16 protein-coding genes are annotated in these 22,760 nt (G+C 56.6%); 11 read left to right on the forward strand and 5 right to left on the reverse strand.

The window, feature by feature from the left end:
- Positions 1 to 90: 90 nt before the first annotated feature.
- From PMI27_RS24885 to PMI27_RS24875, 3 genes are all read left to right on the forward strand, one after another.
- On the forward strand, positions 91 to 2,523 hold the full coding sequence (locus tag PMI27_RS24885) for a TonB-dependent receptor (RefSeq protein WP_008154153.1): 2,433 nt from the start codon (positions 91 to 93) through the stop codon (positions 2,521 to 2,523).
- Between the two features lie 367 nt (positions 2,524 to 2,890).
- Positions 2,891 to 3,223 carry a hypothetical protein gene (locus tag PMI27_RS24880; RefSeq protein WP_008154152.1) on the forward strand — a complete coding sequence of 111 codons (333 nt, stop codon included), beginning with the start codon at positions 2,891 to 2,893 and terminating at the stop codon, positions 3,221 to 3,223.
- A 188-nt stretch (positions 3,224 to 3,411) separates the two neighbouring features.
- On the forward strand, positions 3,412 to 4,539 hold the full coding sequence (locus tag PMI27_RS24875; protein ID WP_008154150.1) for a GGDEF domain-containing protein: 1,128 nt from the start codon (positions 3,412 to 3,414) through the stop codon (positions 4,537 to 4,539).
- 8 nt (positions 4,540 to 4,547) lie between these two features.
- On the opposite strand, the gene PMI27_RS24870 is transcribed toward PMI27_RS24875, so the two are convergent.
- Positions 4,548 to 6,014 (reverse strand): efflux transporter outer membrane subunit, encoded by a 1,467-nt coding sequence (locus tag PMI27_RS24870; protein ID WP_008154148.1) that lies wholly within the window; start codon positions 6,012 to 6,014, stop codon positions 4,548 to 4,550.
- 87 nt (positions 6,015 to 6,101) lie between these two features.
- Here PMI27_RS24870 and PMI27_RS24865 point away from each other — a divergent pair, with 87 nt between their 5' ends.
- The 3 genes from PMI27_RS24865 (at position 6,102) to PMI27_RS24855 (ending at position 11,103) form a co-directional block, all read left to right on the forward strand.
- Positions 6,102 to 6,722: a TetR/AcrR family transcriptional regulator gene (locus PMI27_RS24865; RefSeq protein WP_008154144.1), complete on the forward strand. Its 621-nt coding sequence runs from the start codon at positions 6,102 to 6,104 to the stop codon at positions 6,720 to 6,722.
- A 176-nt stretch (positions 6,723 to 6,898) separates the two neighbouring features.
- The gene (locus PMI27_RS24860) at positions 6,899 to 8,020 is read left to right on the forward strand and encodes an efflux RND transporter periplasmic adaptor subunit (RefSeq protein WP_008154142.1); all 1,122 of its coding nucleotides are present in this window, start codon (positions 6,899 to 6,901) and stop codon (positions 8,018 to 8,020) included.
- Entirely contained in the window at positions 8,017 to 11,103 is a 3,087-nt protein-coding gene (locus PMI27_RS24855) for an efflux RND transporter permease subunit (RefSeq protein ID WP_008154139.1), read from the forward strand. Before PMI27_RS24860 ends, PMI27_RS24855 begins: the two co-directional genes overlap by 4 nt.
- A gap of 183 nt (positions 11,104 to 11,286) precedes the next feature.
- On the opposite strand, the gene PMI27_RS24850 is transcribed toward PMI27_RS24855, so the two are convergent.
- From PMI27_RS24850 to PMI27_RS24835, 4 genes are all read right to left on the reverse strand, one after another.
- Positions 11,287 to 12,243, reverse strand: coding sequence for a 2-hydroxyacid dehydrogenase (locus PMI27_RS24850; protein WP_008154137.1), 957 nt, complete (start codon positions 12,241 to 12,243; stop codon positions 11,287 to 11,289).
- A 33-nt stretch (positions 12,244 to 12,276) separates the two neighbouring features.
- The gene (locus PMI27_RS24845; protein WP_008154135.1) at positions 12,277 to 13,035 is read right to left on the reverse strand and encodes an SDR family oxidoreductase; all 759 of its coding nucleotides are present in this window, start codon (positions 13,033 to 13,035) and stop codon (positions 12,277 to 12,279) included.
- A gap of 42 nt (positions 13,036 to 13,077) precedes the next feature.
- Positions 13,078 to 13,770 (reverse strand): fumarylacetoacetate hydrolase family protein, encoded by a 693-nt coding sequence (locus tag PMI27_RS24840; protein WP_008154133.1) that lies wholly within the window; start codon positions 13,768 to 13,770, stop codon positions 13,078 to 13,080.
- A gap of 98 nt (positions 13,771 to 13,868) precedes the next feature.
- Positions 13,869 to 15,218 (reverse strand): MFS transporter, encoded by a 1,350-nt coding sequence (locus PMI27_RS24835; RefSeq protein WP_008154131.1) that lies wholly within the window; start codon positions 15,216 to 15,218, stop codon positions 13,869 to 13,871.
- Positions 15,219 to 15,803: 585 nt separating this feature from the next.
- Between PMI27_RS24835 and PMI27_RS24830 the strand changes: the two genes are divergently transcribed.
- From PMI27_RS24830 to PMI27_RS24810, 5 genes are all read left to right on the forward strand, one after another.
- Complete coding sequence (locus tag PMI27_RS24830; RefSeq protein WP_008154128.1) at positions 15,804 to 16,736, forward strand: helix-turn-helix transcriptional regulator; 933 nt, start codon at positions 15,804 to 15,806, stop codon at positions 16,734 to 16,736.
- A gap of 361 nt (positions 16,737 to 17,097) precedes the next feature.
- Positions 17,098 to 18,504 (forward strand): GABA permease, encoded by a 1,407-nt coding sequence (gene gabP / locus PMI27_RS24825; RefSeq protein ID WP_008154125.1) that lies wholly within the window; start codon positions 17,098 to 17,100, stop codon positions 18,502 to 18,504.
- Between the two features lie 112 nt (positions 18,505 to 18,616).
- A complete protein-coding gene (locus PMI27_RS24820) occupies positions 18,617 to 19,708 on the forward strand; it encodes a GlxA family transcriptional regulator (RefSeq protein ID WP_033053054.1) in 1,092 nt (363 codons plus the stop codon).
- 216 nt (positions 19,709 to 19,924) lie between these two features.
- Positions 19,925 to 21,193 carry a cystathionine gamma-synthase family protein gene (locus PMI27_RS24815; protein ID WP_008154121.1) on the forward strand — a complete coding sequence of 423 codons (1,269 nt, stop codon included), beginning with the start codon at positions 19,925 to 19,927 and terminating at the stop codon, positions 21,191 to 21,193.
- A gap of 119 nt (positions 21,194 to 21,312) precedes the next feature.
- Positions 21,313 to 22,752, forward strand: coding sequence for an amino acid permease (locus PMI27_RS24810; RefSeq protein ID WP_008154119.1), 1,440 nt, complete (start codon positions 21,313 to 21,315; stop codon positions 22,750 to 22,752).
- Positions 22,753 to 22,760: the final 8 nt, after the last annotated feature.

A 22,760-nucleotide genomic window follows, 5' to 3' on the forward strand; every position in this document is an offset into this window, starting at 1 on the left:
AAAAATTCCCTCAAGGTGATACTTTTTTGTATCTCGACTGGCAAATAAGAGTGATAACCATTTTACCTTAGTCAAAAGGATCCATTCGTCATGTCTGTTGCAAGTCGACCTTGCGGTGAGCGCGTGTTAACACTGGCCATCCGTACCGCTATGCTGAGTTTCGTCTTGGCTGCAGGAAGCGCCAACTCCTGGGCCGCAGGCCCCAAGCAACTGGATGCTGTCGCTGCCAAGACCTATAACATTTCAGCTGGTCCACTGACGGGCGCGCTGTCCACCTTTGCCAAGGACTCAGGCATTGCATTGTCGTTTGAACCTACGTTGACTGAGGGGCTGGATAGCCCAGGCTTGTCCGGTACCTACTCGGGCCGTGAAGGGGTTGCGCGACTGCTGGCAGGCAGCGGACTGGATCTGGTCCAGCGCGAAGATGGCAGTTACACATTGGCTCATCACCCGGAGGTCGGTTCAGATGGCCTGACGTTGGGCGCAACCAACATCAATGCCAATTACAGCGGTCCGAGCGCGCTTCCGGAAGTCCTTGCCGGTGGTCAGGTTGCCCGCGGCGCGCGCCTGGGAATGATGGGCAACAAGGATGTGATGGACACACCCTTCAGCGTGACCAGCTACACCGCCAAGACCCTGGCCGACCTGCAAACGGTGACAGTTGCCGATGCTCTGGAGCGCGATCCCTCCGTCCGCTCTACCGGTCAAACCGGTGGCATTGTTGATTCCTTTTTCATACGCGGTTTCCCGGTTGGCGAAGGCAACCTGGGCGAGCTGGCCTTCGACGGTATGTATGGCGTGGCGCCCAACTACCGGGTGTTCACCGAATATGCCGAGCGCGTCGAAGTCCTCAAGGGACCGGGTGCCTTGATGTACGGGATCTCGCCAAACAGTGGTGTCGGTGGCGTGATCAATATCGTTCCCAAGCGGCCACTTGCCGAAGACCTGACCCGCTTTACGGCCAGTTACGCATCGGACTCGCAAGTGGGCGGTCATCTGGATATCAGCCGTCGCTTTGGCGACGAGAATCAGTTTGGCGTGCGCTTCAACGGCAGCCTTCAGGGCGGTGACACTGCCGTTGATGATCAGGAAAGAGCGGTCGATATCGGTGCCATTGCGCTCGATTACCAAGGCGAGCGGTTGCGCTTGAACCTTGACTTCATCAGCCAGAAAGAAAGCTTTGATGCAGCCTCGCGGCCCTTCACTGTCGCGCCGGGCATTGATGTTCCGTCCGCACCCAATGGCCGTACCAACCTGTCGCAGAAATGGGGATGGTCGGACACCAAAGAGCAGTCGGCATTGCTGGGTGGTGAATATGATCTGAGTGATGCGGTAACCGTTTTCGCTCATGCCGGTGGCGGAAAATCAGACGTCAAGCGGATGTCCGACCAAGTGCCGAGAATTCTTAACGACGCAGGTGATACCAGCAATATTCCCGGTTACTACAAATTCAACGTTGATCGCTCGACGGCGGATGTGGGTATCCGCGGCGTGTTCGCTACGGGTCCCGTCACCCATACGACCACGTTGATGGCGACCCGATATCAGGACGAACTGTCTCGGGGGATCAACAACGGGACGGAAATCCGTTCGAACATCTACCACCCGGTGGATGTGCCCAAGCAATTCATCAATGCACCAAAAGTGCTGCGCATTTCCGAATCGGAGCTGTCTGGCGTCGCGCTGACCGACACCCTGTCTGTGCTGGACGACCGTATCCAGTTGACCTTGGGCGTGCGCAAGCAAGACATCGAGTCACGTAACTACAATGCGGCAGGCTCGGTCAGCTCTAAATACGACGACAGTGCCACAACTCCGCTGGTGGGTGTGGTGGTCAAGCCCTGGGAAGACGTCTCGTTTTACTACAACTACGTCGAGGGCTTGAGTAAAGGTGATATCGCACCAGGCACGGCAGCCAACGCCGGCGAAACGTTCGCACCTTATGAGTCGAAGCAACACGAGCTTGGCGTCAAATATGAACATGGCACGTTCATGACCACCCTGGCGTTGTTCCAGATTGAGAAGCCCAGTGGCGAAATGGGCGCAGGCAATGTGTTCTCGGTTCAGGCAGAACAACGCAACCGCGGCGTGGAGTTGAGCATGTTCGGGGAAGTGGCACCGGGCACTCGCTTGATGGGCGGAGTGACCTTCCTCGATGGCGAGCTGACTGATTCGGCCACTGCCGCTAATAGAGGCAATGAACCGGTAGGCGTGCCCGACGTACAAGCCAACCTGTGGGCTGAATGGGATACGCCGTGGCTGGAGGGCTTTACCCTCACCGGGGGGGCGATTTACACCGGCAGCCAATACGTCAATCAGGCTAATACCCAGGAACTGGATGCTTGGACGCGTTTCGATACGGGGGCTCGTTACACCACCAAAATTGAGGGTCGACCGACGACGTTCCGCGCCACGGTTCAGAACGTCTTCGATCGTGAGTACTGGTCGGGTGTCGCCTCGTATGGTGCGTTCTCGCCAGGCTACCCTCGGACCCTGCAACTGTCGGCCACCGTCGATTTCTGATGGGGGAGGGCATAACAGTTTGCTAGCCGGTAATTCGAACTTCCGAGGATAGAGCTTCGATTACCCCTTTTGCCTTGTAGCGATATCGCTGCAAGTCTGACAACAAAAAGCCCGCGCATGGCGGGCTCTCTGTATGGGGTCAAATCCTTTTGTCCGTTCAATCTGCGCTCCGTTCTGTGAGCAATTCGTGAAAAGCATGTCGATGGAACGAAAAAAACCCGGCACTTAGCCGGGCTCTCTGTCGATGGGGCCAAATCCCTTTGGCTGACCGCATTGTGCCGGGTGGGTGTGACGAAGGCATGACAGAGCGTCCGGTCATGCTGATAGAATCGGTCAGGTTATAGATAACACCCTTCTGAGAAACGATATGAATACACAATTGACGGAAGAAGAGATGCGCCGGGCACTGTTCGGTGATCCTGAGCCCCTTGCGCCGGCAATTACCTCACACGTGCAAGACTCCGTCCCGGATGTCGTGATCGTGCAACCGGTAAAGGCAGCGAAGAAAAAGATAGTCTCAAAAGGCTTCACGCCCAGGTTGAGAGTCACGCTGCGGGTAGGAAATGAGTTTGAAGGCAAGATGCACGAGATAGTACATGAGGCCGATACGCTGAGCTCCCTGGTTGCAGAGCAAGAAGCTACTAAGGCGGCCAGAACAAAATTCAGGTTTGTGGAAGTGGTGTCGGTCAAGTCGATGTAAGTGGGCACTCTTCCTCATGGGTCGACAGGAGCGCAGCTCATTGAACTGGTTGGCGTTCGGGCTTGGCCACGAGGTGGGGCCATTCTCCAGGAGCTTTGCGGACGGCCATGAGCGTAATCCGGTTGTTTGCGTTAGTGGCAGGGTGCCACAATCGTTTTTTTTAGTTGAGTCATGATCAGGTGGATCACATGGATGGCCCAGGATCTCGGAGTGACCAAGAGTTTTTCATAGCCGGGCAGGTGCGAGCTGACCGATTGCATCAACTATTTCGCCAATCAGTTTCTGCGGTTTTTGGTAGCTACCTCGCTGCCATCATGCTGTGTTGGCTGTGTTGGGATCGTTTTGAACACAGCGTTGTTCTTTGGTGGCTGGCCATACTGGCCGGATCGACGCTGTTACGCATTTCGATGTTTGTTGCCTATTTTCGCAGCGACGAAAGTGAACGTACACCTCAACGCTGGGAGCGCAAATACTGGAGCACGCTCGTGTTATCCGCCAGTATCTGGGGGGGAGGCGCATTCATTGTCATGCCAGCAGACGATCTTTTGTCGCAGGCGTTGGTCATGCTCTTTGCTGTCGGGATGTCTGTCAGCGCGGTGTCCTGCTACTCGGCCTACCTCTATATGACACTCGTGTCCATTGGACTGGTTCTGTTGCCGTGCACCGCCTGGCTGCTGTTTCAATCGTCGACGATTCAAGTCGGCATGGCACTCTCGGTTTTGGTGTTCGCGTCATTTGTTGCCCGCGCTACAAGGAAAATGTCCGAGGCACTGGAAACCGCCTTTCGACTAACCCGTGAAATGGAACATGCGAACAGCATTTCAACCCGTGCAGCACAAACGGATGAACTGACCGGCCTGAAGAGTCGACGAGCTTTTTTCGAGCATGCCCAGCAGCTCTACAACGAATGTGAAACCAACCGGTTAGGGTTGTGCGCCGTAATGTTGGACATGGATCACTTCAAGCATATCAACGACACCTACGGCCATCAGGTTGGGGATCAGGTTTTGCGTCAAATGGGTGTGGTCATCAGTTCGTCCTTTCGTGCAACGGATATCCACGGCCGGTTAGGTGGAGAAGAATTCGCCGTTCTACTCCCGGACACCTCCATTGAGGCCGCCGTCAAGATTGCAGAACAGCTCATCCAGACTATTGCTGGATTGATGATCGAGCCTGTTCACTGCATAACAGCAAGCCTCGGCGTAGCGTCAACGGATGCCGGTAATAAAGATCTGCACAGCTTGATGAACAATGCTGATAAAGCGCTGTATCGAGCCAAGGCGCTGGGACGTAATCAAGTCGCTGTTGCTCAGTAGGTTTGGCTTCATTGCGCACTCGAGATCAAGCGGTCATTTGAGTCTTCGCGCTGCCAGCCGCCGCCCAATGCCTTGAATGTGGCCACTGCAGCGCGAGCCGATTCAGTTTGTGCTTGGGCTCTACCATCAGATGCCGCTAAAAGGTTTTCATCGGCGTCCAAAACTTCTATCAGGCTGACAACGCCTTTTTCATACGCGGTAAACGACGTCGCTCGTGCTTTCGCATAAGCAGACTCGCCCTGGGCTAGCTTTTCGGATTGCTGCTCGCGGTTGATCAGTGCCGAAAAAGCGGTTTCGACATCCTCGCAGGCCCGCAGAACTGACTGGCGGTAAACGGCTAACGCTTCGGCTTCTTGACCCTTCGCCAAGTCAATTTGGGCGTTGATGCGGCCAAAATCGAACAGCCTCCAGCGTAGTCCCAGGACCGCCGAGGCCTGACTGGCACCGTTGCTGAAAAGGTTCCCGCCGGATACCGACGTAGCGCTGCCTAGCAGCGCACCTACAGAAAATTTGGGGTAGTACTCGGAGATGGCTTCGCCGATGCGTGCATTCGATGCCGCCAGTCGGCGCTCAGCGACGATCAAATCTGGACGCCGACGCAGCAGATCGGCCGGAGAGCCTAAGTCGGCGAGACTTGGCACATCAGGGATGCGCGCCGACTTAATCAATTGCGCGCTGTAAGTACCCGGCGGTTTGCCTAACAGGACATCCAGCGCATTCATCGCAGCTGCAAGGCCAGCCTGCAGTGCCGGCACGGTCGCCTGTGCTTGATTCAGCGACCCTTGGGTCTGGTTCAACTGTAGTTCGGCAGCTAATCCTTTTGCATACAGGTGCTCGATGGTGGTGAGCAGTTGTTGTCGCGTGTCTACCTGCTTTCGGGCAATTTCCAGGCGCGCTTGCAGGCCACGGATGCTGATGTACAGGTCTGCTGTCTGCGCTACCACCGCGAGGCGGGTGGCAATCGCTCCGGCTTGGGAGGCCTGATAATCGGCGAAGGCTGCCTCTTTGCCTCGGCGTAGTCCGCCAAATACGTCCAGCTCCCAGCCTGCGTTCAGATTCGCCTCATAGGCGCTACCGTAGCGATTATAGGATGGGTCTGAATTCAGTACTTGGCCCAACGGTGTCTCTACGGACTGCCGGGCTCTCGCCGCTTGGCCATTGACTGTAGCCGATGGCAAAAGCGCTGCGTCAGCTGCCCCCAAACCCGCGCGAGCCTGCTCGATCCTTGCTGTTGCTTGAGCTAAATCGAGATTTTGTTCCAGTGCTCGATTGATCAGCTGACTGAGTACGGGGTCATTGAACGCGTTCCACCAAGCGGCGAGATCAGTGGGTGCTGCATCAACCTGGTGTGCTGTAGATGTTTGCGCCAAAAAATGCTCAGGCAATTCCACGTTGGGCTCTGAATAGTCAGGGCCCACTGCGCAACCCGCAACCATACCGAAACACAGCAAGACGGCAAAACGAGGAGGGTGCATGTGATACCTTCGGAATGATCGATTTGTGACGATATTACAATTTGGTCACAAGTTGTCAACTACCTTCAGGGTGCGTAAGCTGCTCGCATGAACCAGCCATCAGTTTCTTCGCCCAGCGCCCGTGGCCCAGCCGATCACGACATCCGAGACCAGATTGTCGCGGCGGCCAACGAACATTTCAGTCAATACGGTTACAGCAAGACAACAGTCTCCGACCTGGCCAAAGCCATCGGTTTTTCCAAGGCTTACATCTACAAGTTCTTCGATTCCAAGCAGGCGATTGGTGAGGCTATTTGTAGAAATTGTCTGTCGGAAATCGTTGCGGCTGTTGAGCAGGCCATCAATGTTGAGGGTCTCTCGCCGACTGAGCGCTTCCGACGTTTGGTCAAAACCTTGATCACCACGGGTGTAGACCTGTTTTTTAATGACCGAAAACTTTACGACATCGCGGCGTTCGCCGCTTCGGAAAGCTGGCCCAGCTCACGAGTTTATGACGCGCGCATCAAGAGCTTCGTGCTGCAGATCGTGCGAGAGGGGCGGGAACTCGGTGAGTTTGAGCGCAAGACACCGTTGGACGAGACAGTGGAATCGATTCATCTCGCTCTACGGCCTTTCATCAATCCTCTGCTGTTGCAGTACAACCTCGATGTTGTTGAAGAGGCTCCCGGGCTCATTTCCAACCTGATTCTACGCGGCCTGATGCCTTAAAATGCTTGGCTGATGGAACCGTTGCGCACCCGCGGCAGCCTGCGTATCTAAAAAATCGGAACTCAAACCCCTGCGTTGCTCTGATCATCAGGGCAGCTTTCATTCGGCCGAATTGTGACTATTGACTAAATTGGTCACTTGAATAAGTATGGCGTATCCGCTTCCAAGAGGTCTCTATGATCCAGCGCCGCCACACGTCATTCATTTTCATTGGCTTGTTGCCGTTTGCCTTAGCGGCATGCAACGAGGCCATACCTTCAGATCCTCGCCTTCAAATGCCCTTGGTGCGCATCGCGGTGGTTCAACCCTCCGCGCCTGCAGATCGGGTATTCACCGGTATCGTCGCAGCTCGGGTTCAGAGCGATCTCGGCTTTCGAGTTCCTGGGAAAGTGCTGGAACGTTTGGTGGACACCGGGCAGAGCGTCAAGCGCGGGCAGCCACTCATGCGAATCGATGCTAATGATCTGGCGCTGACCGCGCGGGCGCAGCAGGAAGCGATGCTGGCCGCCATGGCCCGATCCCGGCAGGCCTCAGATGATGAGCTTCGCTACCGGGATTTGGTGTCTGTTGGCGCTGTATCCGCTTCAGCTTATGCAGGGTTCAAAGCGGCTGCCGACTCGGCGAAAGCGCAGCTTAACGCGGCCAAAGCCCAGGCTGATGTGGCGAGAAACTCTACCGGCTATTCGACGTTGCTGGCTGATGCTGACGGGGTTGTTGTCGACACCTTGGCAGAGCCGGGGCAGGTGATAGGCGCAGGTCAGGTGGTTGTACGAATTGCCCATTCCGGGCAGCGCGAGGCGGTGATCCAGTTGCCTGAAACGCTACGTCCTGCGATAGGGTCGTCGGCGACGGTTGAACTTTATGGGCAAAACCAACGTGCAGGCAGCGCGCGTTTACGCCAGTTGTCCGATTCGGCTGACCGGCAAACCCGTACCTTTGAGGCGCGCTATGTGTTGGAGGGAGCGCTTGCTGATGCCATCCTGGGTTCGACCATCTCAGTTGCCATAGACGGTACGCCAGTCGCCAATGCCAATGAATTACAAGTGCCTATCGCTGCCCTCTACGACGCGGGTAAAGGTCCTGGTGTCTGGGCCATTGGGGGCGAGCCTGAGCAGGTGACGTGGCGCCCTGTCACGGTACTCAGCCTAAGCAATGCAGAAACTGCTCGAGTGACGGGCAACCTCCAGATCGACGATCGTATCGTCGCGCTGGGTGCGCATCTGTTAAGTGAAGGGGAACGGGTCAGGTCTCAAATGCCCGTCAGCGCCCAAGCACCGGTGGCCGAGGTGCGCCGATGATCGGGTTCAATCTGTCCGCACTAGCGGTGCGTGAGCGTTCGATCACGCTGTTTTTGATTCTGCTGATTTCCGTAGGTGGGCTGTATGCCTTCTTCAAACTGGGGCGCGCGGAAGACCCTGCCTTCACCATCAAACAAATGACGGTGGTGACTGCCTGGCCTGGGGCGACTGCTCAGGAGATGCAGGACCAGGTGGTTGAAAAGCTGGAAAAGCGCATGCAGGAACTGCGTTGGTACGACCGGACCGAGACCTTTACCCGGCCAGGCTTGGCTTTCACCACAGTTTATCTGCTCGACGGCACGCCGCCCTCCGCCGTCCCGGAGGAGTTTTACCAGGCACGCAAGAAAATCCTTGATGAGGAGAAGGGGTTGCCGTCCGGGGGGATCGGTCCGATGGTCAATGATGAGTATGCCGATGTCACCTTCGCTCTATATGCGCTAAAGGCCAAGGGCGAACCGCAGCGCTTGCTGGTGCGCGAGGCCGAGGTCTTGCGCCAGCGTCTGCTGCACGTGGCGGGAGTGAAGAAGGTCAATATCATTGGTGAGCAGTCCGAGCGCATTTTTGTCGACTTTTCATACGAGCGTCTGGCGACACTGGGTGTTTCCGCACGAGATATCTTCAGCGCGATGAACGCGCAGAACATGATGACTCCGGCCGGTTCGGTTGAGGCGAAGGGCCCGCAGGTTTTCATCCGACTGGATGGTGCGTTTGATGACTTGCAGAAGATTCGGGATACGCCCCTGGTAGTGCAGGGCAGAACCCTCAAATTGTCCGATGTGGCTGAGGTCAAGCGTGGCTATGAGGACCCCTCTACGTTCTCGGTGCGCAACAACGGTGAGCCGGCATTGTTGCTCGGCGTGGTGATGCGCGATGGCTGGAACGGCCTGGATTTAGGTAAGGCGCTCGACGCCGAGACAACGTCGATCAATGAGCAAATGCCTTTAGGCATGACGCTGACCAAGGTCACCGATCAGGCGGTGAATATTGGTGGGTCCGTCAACGAGTTCATGGTCAAGTTTTTTGCGGCGCTAGGGGTGGTGTTGCTGGTGTGCTTCCTCAGCATGGGCTGGCGAGTCGGTATCGTCGTCGCTGCGGCGGTGCCGTTGACTCTGGCTGCGGTGTTCATTGTCATGGCCGCCACAGGTAAAGACTTTGACCGGATCACGCTGGGGTCGTTGATTCTGGCGCTGGGGCTACTTGTGGACGATGCAATCATTGCCATTGAAATGATGGTGGTGAAGATGGAGGAGGGCTACGACCGAATCAGAGCCTCCGCCTATGCCTGGAGCCATACTGCAGCCCCGATGTTGTCGGGCACGCTGGTCACTGCCATAGGCTTTATGCCCAACGGTTTTGCCAAATCTACGGCCGGTGAGTACACCGCCAATATGTTCTGGATCGTCGGCATTGCGCTCATTACCTCCTGGGTGGTGGCAGTGGTGTTCACACCTTACCTGGGCGTCAAACTGCTGCCGCAGATCAAGGTGCCTGAAGGGGGGCATGCAGCGATTTACGGTACACCGAATTACCTGCGTTTCAGGCGTTTGTTGGGGACGGTTATTCGCCGTAAAGGCCTTGTAGCGATATCCGTCGTGGCCTTGTTCATTGTGTCGATTATTGGCATGGGCTTGGTGAAGAAACAGTTCTTCCCTACATCAGACCGGCCCGAGGTGCTGGTTGAGGTGCAGATGCCGTACGGGACGTCGATCGAGCAAACCGATTTGGCGGCGGCCAAGGTCGAGGCGTGGTTGGCAAAACAACCGGAGGCTCGGATAGTGACCGCTTACATTGGTCAGGGCGCGCCACGCTTCTATCTCGCGATGGCACCTGAGTTGCCGGATCCTTCGTTTGCAAAAATCGTCGTGCTGACAGCGAGTCAGGAAGAGCGCGAGGCGCTCAAAATCCGGCTGCGGCAAGCCGCGGCGGATGGCTTGGCGCCTGAAGCACGGGTGCGTGTAACACAGTTGGTGTTTGGTCCTTATTCGCCGTACCCGGTGGCCTTTCGGGTTATGGGCGCGGACCGGACCGTGTTGCGTGATATCGCCGCACAGGTGCGCGAGGTCATGGCTGCTAGTCCCATGACGAGAACCGTCAACACCGACATGGGCGAGCGCGTTCCGGCACTCCACCTCACGCTGGATCAGGATCGTTTGCAGGCATTTGGTTTAACCTCCACTGATGTTGCTCAGCAACTGCAGTTCCTGTTGACCGGAGCGCCTGTCACCCAAGTGCGTGAAGATATCCGATCGGTCCAGGTGGTCGCGCGCTCTGCTGGAAACACACGTCTGGATCCTTCAAAAATTGACGCCTTCACACTGACCGGCGCTCAGGGTCAACGGGTCTCGCTGTCTCAGGTCGGGACGGTCGATGCGCGCATGGAAGAGCCCATTCTGCGGCGCCGTGACCGTACGCCGACCATCACCGTACGCGGTGATGTGGCTGAAGGACTTCAGCCCCCGGATGTCTCCAGCGCCGTGATGAAGCAACTGCAACCGGTCATTGAACAGTTGCCTGTGGGCTACCGGATTGAGTTGGCAGGTGCGATTGAGGAGTCGGGTAAAGCGAACAAGGCGTTGCTGCCGTTGTTCCCGATCATGATCGCGCTGATGTTGCTGACCATCATTATTCAGGTGCGCTCGATGTCGGCGATGATGATGGTTTTCGCCACCGCGCCCCTGGGGTTGATTGGTGTGGTGCCGATTCTTCTGCTGTTCCAACAGCCGTTCGGGATCAACGCCTTGGTGGGACTGATTGCGTTGTCAGGGATTCTGATGCGCAACGCGCTGATCCTTATCGGTCAGATTCACTCCAATGAGCAAGCCGGCCTGACGCCTTATGACGCATTGGTCGAAGCCACTGTACAACGGGCGCGGCCGGTGATCCTCACGGCAATGGCGGCAATGTTGGCTTTCATTCCACTGACTCATTCAGTGTTCTGGGGCACGCTGGCGTACACGCTGATTGGCGGTACGTTCGCCGGCACAGTGCTGACATTGGTGTTCCTGCCAGCGATGTACTCCCTCTGGTTCAAGATCAGACCTGAGTCTGCAAGTGATGTGGATGCGCGCACTCAATCCGCATGAGCAATGCGAGCCTGGACCGTTTCGAGACGCAGAGGAGAACCGAGATGACTTTGTTGGCCCGGCGGGTGGAGCAATTTGATCCCGGTGAGCCATTTGCTGTGGGTTGCCTTCCAATTGGGCGTCGATCTGTTTACCTGACACCGAGCCGCCGAGGGGACGCAACATCTCCTCGGCGGCCAACCTTCAGTCAGTCACGGAACCCTGCGGTATTCTCCCGGCGAAACTGTCCACCAGGCTCGCCACCACCATTTCTCCCATCCGCGTGCGGGTCTGCAGCGTCGCACTGGCGCGATGGGGCTGCAGTACCACTTTCTCGTTGGCAAACAGTGCCTCGGGAACGTTAGGTTCATCGACAAACACATCCAGCGCTGCACCCGCGATCTCACCAGCGGCAAGCGCCGCCACCAGATCGACCTCGTTGACCAGCTTGCCGCGCGCCACGTTGATCAGATACCCGTCCTTGCCCAGCGCCTGCAGCACCTCGGCATTGATGATGGCTTCAGCCTTGTCGGCAGCGGCCGCGAGAATCAGCGCATCACTGTTGCTGGCCAGCTGCTTCAGATCGGCGATGAAAGTGTGGTTCACATCGTTCATCGGCTGCAGATCGGTGTAACTGATCGGGCAGCCGAACGCTGCGGCCCGGGTCGCCACTGCACGGCCGACCCGGCCCATGCCGACGATGCCGATGCGCATGCCCGACACCTGACGCGCCAACGGCAACGGGGCCAGCGGTGTCGGGCTCTGGGGCCATTGCCCCGAACGCACATAACGATCACTGGTGCACAGACCCCGGCACACGGCAATCAACAAGCCGATGGCCAGGTCGGCGACGTCTTCGGTCAGCGCGCCGATGGTTGCGGTCACGCGAATTCCGCGATCCCGGGCGTACGCCAGATCCACCGCATCGGTACCCACGCCGTTGACCGCCACCACTTCCAGTTTCGGTAATTGCGCCATCAGCCCTTGGCTGATACCGGTATGCCCGCCGGTGATCACGGCGCGAATATTCGCGCCGTGTTCCTGCAAATAAGCCTGCTTGTCGGCCTGCTGGAAGTAACGTCTGACGGTAAACAACTCATCGAGCCGCGCGTTGATTTCAGGGATCAGGATCGGGCTGAGCTGCAAGACTTCTGGCTTCATGTAAACCTCGCGTAACGGAATAAAAAGGCCGGTTTAACCGCGACCGGCAAACGGCATGGCAGTGGCCATGACGGTCATGTTCAGGACGTTCGCCTCCAGCGGCAGACTGGCGATGTAGCGCACCGCATCGGCCACATGCTTGACGTCCACCATCGGCTCCACGGCGATGGTGCCGTTGGCCTGGCGCACGCCTTTGGTCATGCGCACCGACATTTCGGTCAGGGCGTTGCCGATGTCGATCTGGCTGCAGGCGATGTTGAATTCGCGCCCGTCCAGGGCCAGGGATTTGGTCAGCCCCAGCACCGCGTGTTTGCTGGCGGTGTAGGCGCTGCTGAAGGGGCGTGGGGTATGCGCCGAGATCGAGCCATTGTTGATGATGCGTCCGCCCTGTGGCTGTTGCCGGCGCATCAGCCCGAAGGCACCACGGGCACAGAGGAAAACGCCGTTGAGGTTGGTGTCGATCACGTTTCGCCACTGCTCGAATGTCAGCTCATCGAGCGGCACGGCAGGGGCGTTGACCCCGGCGTTGTTAAACACCACGTCGAGGCGTCCGTATACCTCGGTGATGGTGGCAAACAGCGCATCGACACTGGCCGGGTCGCGCACATCAGTGGGCACCGCCAGCGCTTCGTGTCCTTCGCTGAGCGCCAATTCGACCAAGGCCTGCAATGGCTCCGGCCGACGTCCGGCCACTACCAGGGTGAATCCGTCCGCCATCAGAGCCAGGGCCACGGCGCGGCCGATTCCGCTACCGGCGCCGGTAACCAGGGCCACTTTCAAAGGACTGTTCATGTTGTTATCTCCTTCCTCAATTCACGAGGGCGTGTGGCGGGTTCAAGGTCGTGGACCGACGCGCATTTCCAGTTGGCCGATGCCGTCGATCCCGGCGTTGATGATGTCGCCTGGTTGCAGCACATCGACGCCTGCCGGGCTGCCGGTCATGATCAAGTCACCGGCCCGCAGCGCTACCGATTGCGAGATGCGGCTGATGATTTCACTGACCGACCAGATCTGGCTGTCGAGGCTGTCGCGCTGGCGCTCTTCGCCGTTGACGTTCAGCCACAAATCGCCATCCGGGTGTCCGGCGCGAGTCACCGGCACGATGGCGGTCATCGGCGCGGCGCCGTCGAACACCTTGGCACCTTCCCACGGCAAACCATTGCTTTTGGCCGCGCGCTGGACATCACGACGGGTCAGATCAAGACCGGCGGCATAGCCCCAGACATAGGCCAACGCCTGACTCTGCGGAATATTGGCGCCGCCTTCACCGATGGCCACGACCAATTCGATTTCGTGGACAAACTCTTCGGTCAACGGCGGGAAAGTCACTTCACCCGCCGCATCCACCACGTTGTTCGCCGGTTTCATGAAGAACACTGGCGGCTGGCGGGACTGGCCTTGGGTGTCTGGCCAAGGGTAGTTGCGGCCGACGCAAAATACCCGGCCAACGGGAAAGCGCTGCTGGCTGCCGGCAACCGGCAAGGTCACGGGCAGATCCGGGGTAAACACGTACTCGGTCATCGTCATTTTTGTAGTCGTCCTGTTTGAAGCGTCAGCGTACGGCGGCAATCTTTTGCAAAGTTGGACGAAAGCCGCCTCGTGTTGGAGAAAAACGGTGTCTTGGCTCAGCGCGCCTTGAGTTCGATGCGATACAAACGACCGAGCAGCAACGAGTAGGACAAGGTCCCGATCAACGCCACGCCGCCAATGAACCAGAAGGCGTAGGCAAACGAGCCGGTTGCGTGGACGATGCCGCCAATCACGATCGGGGTGACGATCCCGCCGATGTTGGCGGCCAGGCTGGTGACTCCGCCGGTCAGGCCGATCAGTTCCTTGGGCGCGACTTCCGATACGGCCGCCCACGACGACGAAGCGATTCCCTGGGCGAAGAAGGCTATGGTCAGCACGGCAATGCAGATCACATTCGAGTCGGTGAAATTCACCAGCACAATCGACATGCCCAGCATCGATCCGACCACCAATGGCAACTTGCGAGCGAAGGACATTGAGTAACCACGGCGTATCAGCAAGTCGGAGACGATGCCGGCCAGCAGAATGCCGACCGTTGCACCCACGAACGGCAGCACCGCGAAGATTCCGGCCTTGATCATGGTCAGCTTGCGTTCTTCGATCAGGTACGTCGGGAACCAGGTCAGGAAAAAGTACAACGCCGAGGTGCTGGCGAACTTGCCGATGCAAATCGCCCAGATCTGCCGATAACTGAACAGCTCGGCGATCTGCCGCCAGTTGAACCGGGTGCGTTCCTGACTGCTCTTGACCAGTCCACCCCCGGCTTCGATGTACTTCAGCTCTTCCTGGCTGACGTTCTTGCAGCTCAGCGGATCGCGGTACACGTAGAGCCAGATCACACCGAACACAATGCCGAGTATTCCGGTGCTGTAGAAAACATGGCGCCAGTCATAGGTCGTGGCCAGCCATAACAGCACGCCGGTAAACAGAGCCGTGCCCAGATATTGGCCGCACACGTAAATGCTGCTGGCCAGGCCCCGTTCGCGGGCCGGGAACCACACCGTGACCGCTCGGCTGTTGGCCGGAAACGCTGGAGCTTCCATGGCACCGACGGCCAGGCGCAGCCCGAACAGCGAAGCGAATCCTGTGGCGAAGCCTTGGCACACGGTGACCGTCGACCAACTGATCAGCGACACCCCGTAAGTGAACCGGGAACCGAAGCGATCGGCAATGAACCCGGCAGGCACCAAGGCGAGTGCGTAGGTCCAGGCAAACGCGGAAAAGATCAGGCCCATTTCGATCTTGTCCAGGCCCAGATCCTTGGCCATGAAAGGTGCGGCAATCGAGATGTTTACCCGGTCGATGTAATTGATGATGGTCGCAATCAGCAGCAATGACAGCATGAACCAGCGCCGACGCGTCGGCAGTCGCTGAGGCAACAGGGCGTCCCGGGCGCCGGCGCTCACCGACGACGCGGTGGACGGGGAGGTTTGCGAGTTCGACATGAGTAGACCTTTTTATTGTTAGATGAATCGAGATGTTCGCGCGCAGCCGAAGCCGTGCCCGCAGTGCCGGGGCAGAGCAATCGCTACTTGAATGAGAGGCGCGGACAGCCGCTGTCAGGCGCTCAAATACGCCTTCGGACTGGCTCGATCGGGGGAGGGTTGGCGAGGGGGAAAAACAGGTTCATCACGTGCGCACCTTTTGATTGTTTTTGGAAGGTTCGGGCTGCATTGGCTATCACAGTGGTCGTACAACTTCTCAAAATCAACGGAGGCGTTAGATCGTTTTTTCTTCTAAAAAAGGCGATGAATACAGGTGTCCAAGAAAAAACAAATCAGCGTATTTCCTTGGTTATGCTTTATTTGTTTCATAAGTTTATGTTTTTAAATGATTAATTGTTTTTGTGTGTGCGTAGATTTTTTGGACAGGCGACACATCACACACGGATACAATTAATTCTCTATATTGCATTGTCATCCTATGACGTGTTGAAGCCCTCGGTGTCTGCCTTCACAATTACCGCAGTCGCCGCCTGCATCGCGGCGCGACGACAATCTGTCCATGTACCTGTCGAGGATCCTCAGGCGATGTTGTCACCGAATCGAGTGCCCACTTACGTCATGCAGCAACGCAGCGAATTGACGGACTTTTACATCCGCGACAAAAAGGGTCGGCACGCCGAAACCAGTCCACATCGCCATGAGTATTTCCAAATCCAGGTTAACCTCGGTGGCGATACCGTGCAGCACATCGGCAACGTCGAACGTCCGTTTCCGCGCAATACGCTGGCCTTCATCCTGCCGCATCGCGTGCACGTGATTCCGCATCCGGCCGACAGCAATTTCATGGTGATCAATTTTTCCCAGACCTTCCTGCTACCGCACTTGCAGTGTGACCCGATGGATCTGGAGGAAGTCTCGATTCTCCTGGCGCCGGAGTTGTCGCCGTTCCGCTTTCAGGAACATCTGGATTTCATTCTGGGCGATGAGGACTTCCGCAAAGTCTGTGCCTTGATTGAACAGATGCGAGTCCTGGATGAGAACCGTCAGTTTGGCACCCGCGAGATGCTCAAGGGGTTGCTGCTGCAATTGGTGGGGAGCGTTTGTGCCTTGTATGCCGAGCCGCTCAAACGATTGGCCGAAGAGAATGCCGCCGAAGTCAGCCGCCGCGATGCGCTGAGCAGGATGTCCGAATACTTGCGCAAGAATATTGCCGACCCCGATCTCAACCTGATCAAGGTGGCTGCTGCGACCTACCTGTCACCGACGTATCTGACGCACTGGTTGCGCAAGGAAATCGGCAAGACCTTCACTGAGCTGGTGCTCGAGCGCAGGATGCACGCGGCACGCAATTATCTGCTCAATGGAACCCGGCCGGTGGGGGAGGTGGCGAGGTTGTGCGGTTTCGCTGACGAGGCTTATTTCTCCCGACGCTTTCGCCAGATACATGGCCAGCCCCCAGGGCAGTTCAGACGTCAGCAACTCAATCCCGATACTCCGCAATCACCGTCCAACACGTGATCGACAGCTGTAGGTGATGTGGCGGTAGATATGAGGTCGATCTGGGCGCACCGGATTGGCCGAAATCGGACCTCACCGCAGCATCGCTAGGATGGCTAACCTTCTTCCGTCAGAGACCCTACGCACTGATGCATGTCGAAATCAGACTCGCACGTGGCGCGCTCAGGCTACTTGCGTGGATGACTGGGCGCGTAAGGTGGCGTGTCATTTCATGTCAGTGTGCAGTTGCGATGACTGATGGGGAATGCTCCAAAGCGCTGAGGTTCGCCGCTTTCGATAAGGGGCAACAGGAAGAAATGATGATCGCCTGACCCTCAGTCAGCACGCGCTAACGTCGATCACCAGAGAACAAAAAAAAACAATGAATAGCCTGAACTCCAAAGATTCGAACGGTCAGTTGGCACAGGGTTTCAAGCCGCGACACGTCACCATGCTTTCCATCGCGGGGATTATCGGCGCAGGCTTGTTTGTTGGGTCGGGACATGCCATCGCTGCTGCCGGTCCGGCGGTATTGCTGGCTTATCTGTGCTCCGGCCTGTTGGTCGTATTGGTCATGCGCATGCTGGGCGAAATGGCAGTGGCCAACCCGGACACTGGTTCTTTCTCAACCTATGCCGATCAGGCGATCGGGCGTTGGGCCGGCTTCACCATCGGCTGGCTCTACTGGTGGTTCTGGGTGTTGGTGATTCCGATCGAAGCGCTCGCGGCCGGGCATGTATTGAACCAATGGTTTCCGCAAGTCGACACCTGGCTGTTTGCCTTGTCATCCATTGTCCTGTTGGTCGTGACCAACCTGTTCAGTGTGTCCAAATACGGCGAGTTCGAATTCTGGTTTGCGATGGCCAAGGTCGTGGCGATCATCGGATTTATCGGCCTTGGTTTTGCGGTGTTGATGGGTTGGATTCCCGAGCGGGAAGCCAGCGGGTTGAGTCGACTCATGGAGGAACATGGCGGGTTTGCGCCCAATGGTTTGTCAGCGGTCGTAGGTGCTTTCATCACCATCATGTTCAGCTTCATCGGTACAGAAGCGGTGACCATCGCTGCGGCCGAATCCAGCAATCCTGCGCAGAACATCGCTAAAGCCACACGTTCGGTGATCTGGCGCATTGGGGTGTTCTACCTGCTGTCCATTTTCGTGGTCATTTCCGTGGTGCCCTGGAATGATCCGTTGCTGGCGTCGGTGGGCTCTTACCAGCGAGCGCTGGAACTGATGAACATCCCCCACGCCAAGTTCATGGTAGATGTGGTGGTGTTGATTGCTGTGGCCAGCTGCATGAACTCGTCGATCTATATTGCCTCGCGCATGTTGTTTTCGCTGGGCAAGCGCGGTGATGCACCGAAGCCGCTGAAGGTGACGTCGTCGGCGGGCGTGCCGAGAGCTGCGGTGATCGCCAGCACCGTACTGGGTGCCGGTGTGACCTTGTTCAGCTATTTCATGCCAGCCGGACTGTTCCAGTTTCTGCTCGCCAGCTCCGGCGCCATTGCGTTGTTGGTGTACCTGGTTATCGCCGTGTCGCAATTGCGCATGCGCAAGATTCTGCGTCGGCAGAACGTCACGCTGACCTTCAAGATGTGGTTGTTTCCCTGGCTCACCTGGTTGGTCATCGTGTTCATCTGCGCAGCGTTGGCAGTGATGATGGTGACGCCCGAGCACCGTATGGAGGTTTCTTCGACCATCGGCCTGGCGCTGGTGATTTCCTTTATCGGCCTTGTGACCACGCGTCACCATGGTCAGCCGCAGAGGGCGGTGTCGGCGGAAAGTGCATAGCAGTTACATCCAGCGTAAACCTGCTTGCGACCTTATCAGTGCTCGAGCAGTGGCCAGGCGGCAAAACCGCCTGCGCCACAGGCCATTACCGTCACTGCGAGAATAATCTTCGATGGCATACGACACCTCCAGGGCCGCTCCTCCCCAATCCATTGGTTTTTTGCTGCTGGACCAATTCACTTTGATCTCTCTGGCGTCTGCAGTAGAGCCTCTACGAATGGCCAATCAGTTGACCGGTCAAGAGCTCTATCGTTGGCATACTTTGAGTTTGGCGGGGGAGCAGGTATGGGCAAGCGACGGCATGCCCATCACTCCAAACTCCTCGATCATTAACGCACCGATGCTTGATACCGTAATCGTCTGCGGTGGCATTGGCATTCAAAGCGCTGTGACCCGGGAACACGTTACCTGGTTGCGATCCCAGGCACGGCGTTCGAAGCGGATCGGGGGCGTGTGCACCGGCAGTTGGGCCTTGGCCAAGGCAGGCTTGCTCGATGGCTTCGATTGCAGTGTGCACTGGGAATTTCTGGCCGCCATGCAGGAAGCTTTTCCGCGAGTGAACCTCAGCTCCAGTTTATTCACCCTCGACCGTGACCGCTTCACCAGTTCTGGTGGAACTGCGCCAATGGACATGATGCTGCACCTGATCAGTCGCGATCATGGTCATGAACTATCAGCGGCCATCTCCGAAATGTTCGTCTACGAGCGAATCCGCAACGAGCAGGATCACCAACGAGTGCCCCTCAAGCACATGCTCGGTACCCATCAACCAAAGTTGCAGGAAGTCGTCGCCTTGATGGAGGCCAATCTGGAAGAACCGATCGACCTCGATGAACTGGCGAATTATGTCGGCTTGTCACGTCGACAGCTTGAGCGGTTGTTCCAGAAGTACCTACATTCCTCGCCTTCGCGGTATTACCTCAAACTGCGCCTGATTCGCGCACGTCAGTTGCTCAAGCAAACGCCGATCTCCATCGTAGAGTTGTCGGTGGTGTGTGGCTTTGTGTCCACACCCCATTTTTCAAAGTGCTATCGCGAGTGTTTCGGCATTCCACCCAGCGACGAGCGCTTGGTGGCGCAAACGCACCCGCTAGTGACAGCAAGATCGATTGCGCAGGCATTGCCATTGGCAAGGCCGATGAGCTTGCTGGATCAGGCACGTGATGAGTCAACCTTCGCAAGTATCAAAATTTTGAAATCCTGAACAATCGGGGTGATCTTTTCGACTTCGGGACCGCCGATCCCGCGTGGCGCGGCGGTATCTGGCAACCCCTTCAAAAGCTCTTTCATATCGATCATCCATTAAAAAAAACACCCCTTAGCCCCAGATAACATGATTTTTCACACGCTCAAGCCTTCCCTATAGTCATCGCAAGCCCAATCGGAACACATCTGTGTTTCATCGATGCGAGATAAATTTATGGATGACAAGACAAAACCCGGCCATAGCCAGGGTGCTGGTTTGGGGACGCGAGTGGTTTGGGGAGGGGAGCAAGTTCAGCATCCCTACAACGCTACCCAAACTCCCATCGTAGTCAGTGCCGCCTACGGTTACCAAGACATTGATGAATGGTATGACGTGGCATTGGGTAAAGAACCTGGCTTCATTTACAGCCGCATGAGCAACCCTACGGTCTCTGTCCTGGAAGACAAACTCTGCGAGCTTGAAAGCGCAGAGTCGGCTGTCGCGTTCAGTACCGGGATGGCCGCAATCAGTGGAGTGCTGCATACCTTCCTGTCCTGTGGTCAGCGTGTGGTTTCTACACGCGACAGTTACGGCGGCACAAACAAAATCTTCGAAGAGTTTCTCCCTCGCATGGGAGTCGAGGTCACGCTTTGCGATACCCTCGACACCGAATCTATCGAGTATGAGATCGCAAAAGGCTGCAATGTCCTTTACCTGGAAACCCCGACGAACCCAACACTGAAGGTTCTGGATATTCGACGTCTGGTGGTGGCAGCGAAGCGCGTTGGGGCTTTGGTCATAGCAGACAATACGTTCGCGACGCCTTTAAATCAGAATCCCCTTGCCCTTGGGGTTGATGTGGTAGTTCACAGCGCTACCAAGTTTCTGTCCGGTCATGGCGATGTGCTTGGCGGTATGGTCTGCGGCAGCGAGGATCTTATGTCTCAAGTTCGCCACTACCGCGAAATCAATGGGGCCTCGCTGGATCCGTTCTCGGCTTATCTCATCATCCGGGGCATCAAGACTCTGGCTTTGCGTCTTCGTCAGCAGCAGGTGAGCGCACAAGCACTGGCCGAGTATCTCTGCACCGAGCCGCTGGTTGAATCTGTGAACTATCCGGGACTGCCTCAACATCGAGGTCATGTCATTGCTCGCTCGCAGATGCGTGGATTTGGCGCAATTGTCAGCTTCGTGCTGGTAGGGGGCATGGACACAGTGACTCGTTTGCTACCGCTGCTTAAGTATGCCCATCGTGCGGGCAACCTGGGAGCGGTTGAAACCATCTACGGGCCGGCACGGACGACTAGCCATGTGGAAAACACCTTGGATGAGCGCGAGGCACTTGGGATTTCTGAGGGCTTGGTCAGGGTCTCTGTAGGTATTGAAGATACGGCCGACTTGCTGGCTGATCTTAAACAAGCATTTGAGTTGGTTCGCAGTAAACAAGGTCATTCAAGCCTCCACGCTGGAAACACCGAGCGTTTCACCGAGGTGGGAACCTGAACTCGGTAAGACTTCCGTTCATGAATAGTGAAAACAATAACAACTAGCGACAAATTAATTGTGCTGCCTATTAGTCGGTTACGAGAAATTTTGTCCGAGCATTTCATGAGAATATAGCTATGACTATCCAAGCAAAAAACGATCAGTCCGATCCAGGGTTGAATTTCAAAAAAGAAATGCAAACCCGTCACATTGTTATGTTGGCGTTGGGCGGAGTTATCGGTACGGGATTATTCCTTACCTCCGGTTATACCGTTAATCAGGCAGGGCCACTCGGTGCGGTAATTGCCTACATCATCGGCGCGGTGATGGTGTATCTGGTAATGGTCTGTCTCGGTGAGTTGGCGGTACAGATGCCAGAAACCGGATCTTTCAGTACTTATGCAACTCGATACTTGGGCCCAGGTACGGGTTATACAGTGGCCTGGCTGTACTGGCTCACTTGGGCCGTAGCTATTGGGTCTGAATTTACGGCTGCGGGTATCCTGATGGTTCGGTGGTTCCCCGATACACCGGTATGGATTTGGAGCGCTTTTTTTGCCATTGGAGTCTTTGTAAGCAACGTTGTATCTGTTCGTCTGTTTGCGGAGACTGAATTCTGGCTTTCGCTGATTAAAGTTTTGACAGTTATCACTTTTATCGTCATTGGCGGTGGGGCTATTTGCGGCCTCTTCCAGGTACAGCATTTGCAGGGCGCTGGTCTCTCCAACTTTACCCGCGAAGGGCTTTTCCCTACAGGTTTCTTACCCATTGCGATGACACTTCTAGCTGTCTCCTTCGCATTTTCCGGGACTGAGCTTATCGGGATTGCGGCAGGTGAAGCGCAGGATCCTCAGACAAGCGTTCCCAAGGCGATCCGCACCACAGTAGTACGTTTGGCGCTGTTCTTCGTAGGTACGATTTTTGTCCTTGCGACCTTGCTGCCTCGCGAGCAGGCCGGCGTCATCGAAAGTCCCTTCGTGATGGTGTTCGAGCTGATTGGTATCCCGTACTCAGCTGACATCATGAACTTCGTCATTCTTACTGCGCTGATTTCTGCGGCTAACTCAGGGTTGTATGCGGCTTCGCGCATGCTTTGGACGCTCAGTGATCAAGGGCACATGCCTAAGCGTTTCGCCAGGCTATCGCGCCAGGGTACGCCGGTTAATGCGATCGTCTTGAGTATGGCCGGTGCTGTCGCGTCTCTTCTAAGCAGTGTGCTTGCACCGAATACGGTTTACCTGGCCCTTGTGTCGATTTCTGGACTTGCAGTGGTGGTCGTGTGGATGAGTATCGCTGCGAGCCAGATAGCCTTCCGCCGACAATACGTCGCCAATGGCGGGCGAGTTGAGGATCTGCATTTCCGTGTACGCGGCTACCCTTGGGTTCCAATTGGTGCGCTGTTGTGCTGCTTGCTGGCCTGTGTCGGTATTGCCTTTGATCCGGAACAGCGTGTAGCACTTTACTTCGGCCTTCCGTTTATCGCGTGGTGTTACTTCGTTTATTGGATCACCCGCAAAAAGCGAGAAGAACGGTTGGCATTGGCGGCAGCTGTCCATCATTCCGCTGGCGCAGCTTGATTGGCTCA

The organism is Pseudomonas sp. GM41(2012), from assembly GCF_000282315.2.
GTDB lineage: Bacteria > Pseudomonadota > Gammaproteobacteria > Pseudomonadales > Pseudomonadaceae > Aquipseudomonas.

Coding starts and splice junctions, on each gene's coding strand:
- PMI27_RS24810 (WP_008154119.1), top strand. CDS start 21,313: ATGACTATCCAAGCAAAAAACGATCAGTCCGATCCAGGGTTGAATTTC.
- PMI27_RS24860 (WP_008154142.1), top strand. CDS start 6,899: ATGATCCAGCGCCGCCACACGTCATTCATTTTCATTGGCTTGTTGCCG.
- PMI27_RS24815 (WP_008154121.1), top strand. CDS start 19,925: ATGGATGACAAGACAAAACCCGGCCATAGCCAGGGTGCTGGTTTGGGG.
- PMI27_RS24870 (WP_008154148.1), bottom strand. CDS start 6,014: ATGCACCCTCCTCGTTTTGCCGTCTTGCTGTGTTTCGGTATGGTTGCG.
- PMI27_RS24820 (WP_033053054.1), top strand. CDS start 18,617: ATGGCATACGACACCTCCAGGGCCGCTCCTCCCCAATCCATTGGTTTT.
- PMI27_RS24830 (WP_008154128.1), top strand. CDS start 15,804: ATGTTGTCACCGAATCGAGTGCCCACTTACGTCATGCAGCAACGCAGC.
- PMI27_RS24885 (WP_008154153.1), top strand. CDS start 91: ATGTCTGTTGCAAGTCGACCTTGCGGTGAGCGCGTGTTAACACTGGCC.
- gabP (WP_008154125.1), top strand. CDS start 17,098: ATGAATAGCCTGAACTCCAAAGATTCGAACGGTCAGTTGGCACAGGGT.
- PMI27_RS24850 (WP_008154137.1), bottom strand. CDS start 12,243: ATGAAGCCAGAAGTCTTGCAGCTCAGCCCGATCCTGATCCCTGAAATC.
- PMI27_RS24855 (WP_008154139.1), top strand. CDS start 8,017: ATGATCGGGTTCAATCTGTCCGCACTAGCGGTGCGTGAGCGTTCGATC.
- PMI27_RS24835 (WP_008154131.1), bottom strand. CDS start 15,218: ATGTCGAACTCGCAAACCTCCCCGTCCACCGCGTCGTCGGTGAGCGCC.
- PMI27_RS24865 (WP_008154144.1), top strand. CDS start 6,102: ATGAACCAGCCATCAGTTTCTTCGCCCAGCGCCCGTGGCCCAGCCGAT.
- PMI27_RS24880 (WP_008154152.1), top strand. CDS start 2,891: ATGAATACACAATTGACGGAAGAAGAGATGCGCCGGGCACTGTTCGGT.
- PMI27_RS24840 (WP_008154133.1), bottom strand. CDS start 13,770: ATGACGATGACCGAGTACGTGTTTACCCCGGATCTGCCCGTGACCTTG.
- PMI27_RS24875 (WP_008154150.1), top strand. CDS start 3,412: ATGGATGGCCCAGGATCTCGGAGTGACCAAGAGTTTTTCATAGCCGGG.
- PMI27_RS24845 (WP_008154135.1), bottom strand. CDS start 13,035: ATGAACAGTCCTTTGAAAGTGGCCCTGGTTACCGGCGCCGGTAGCGGA.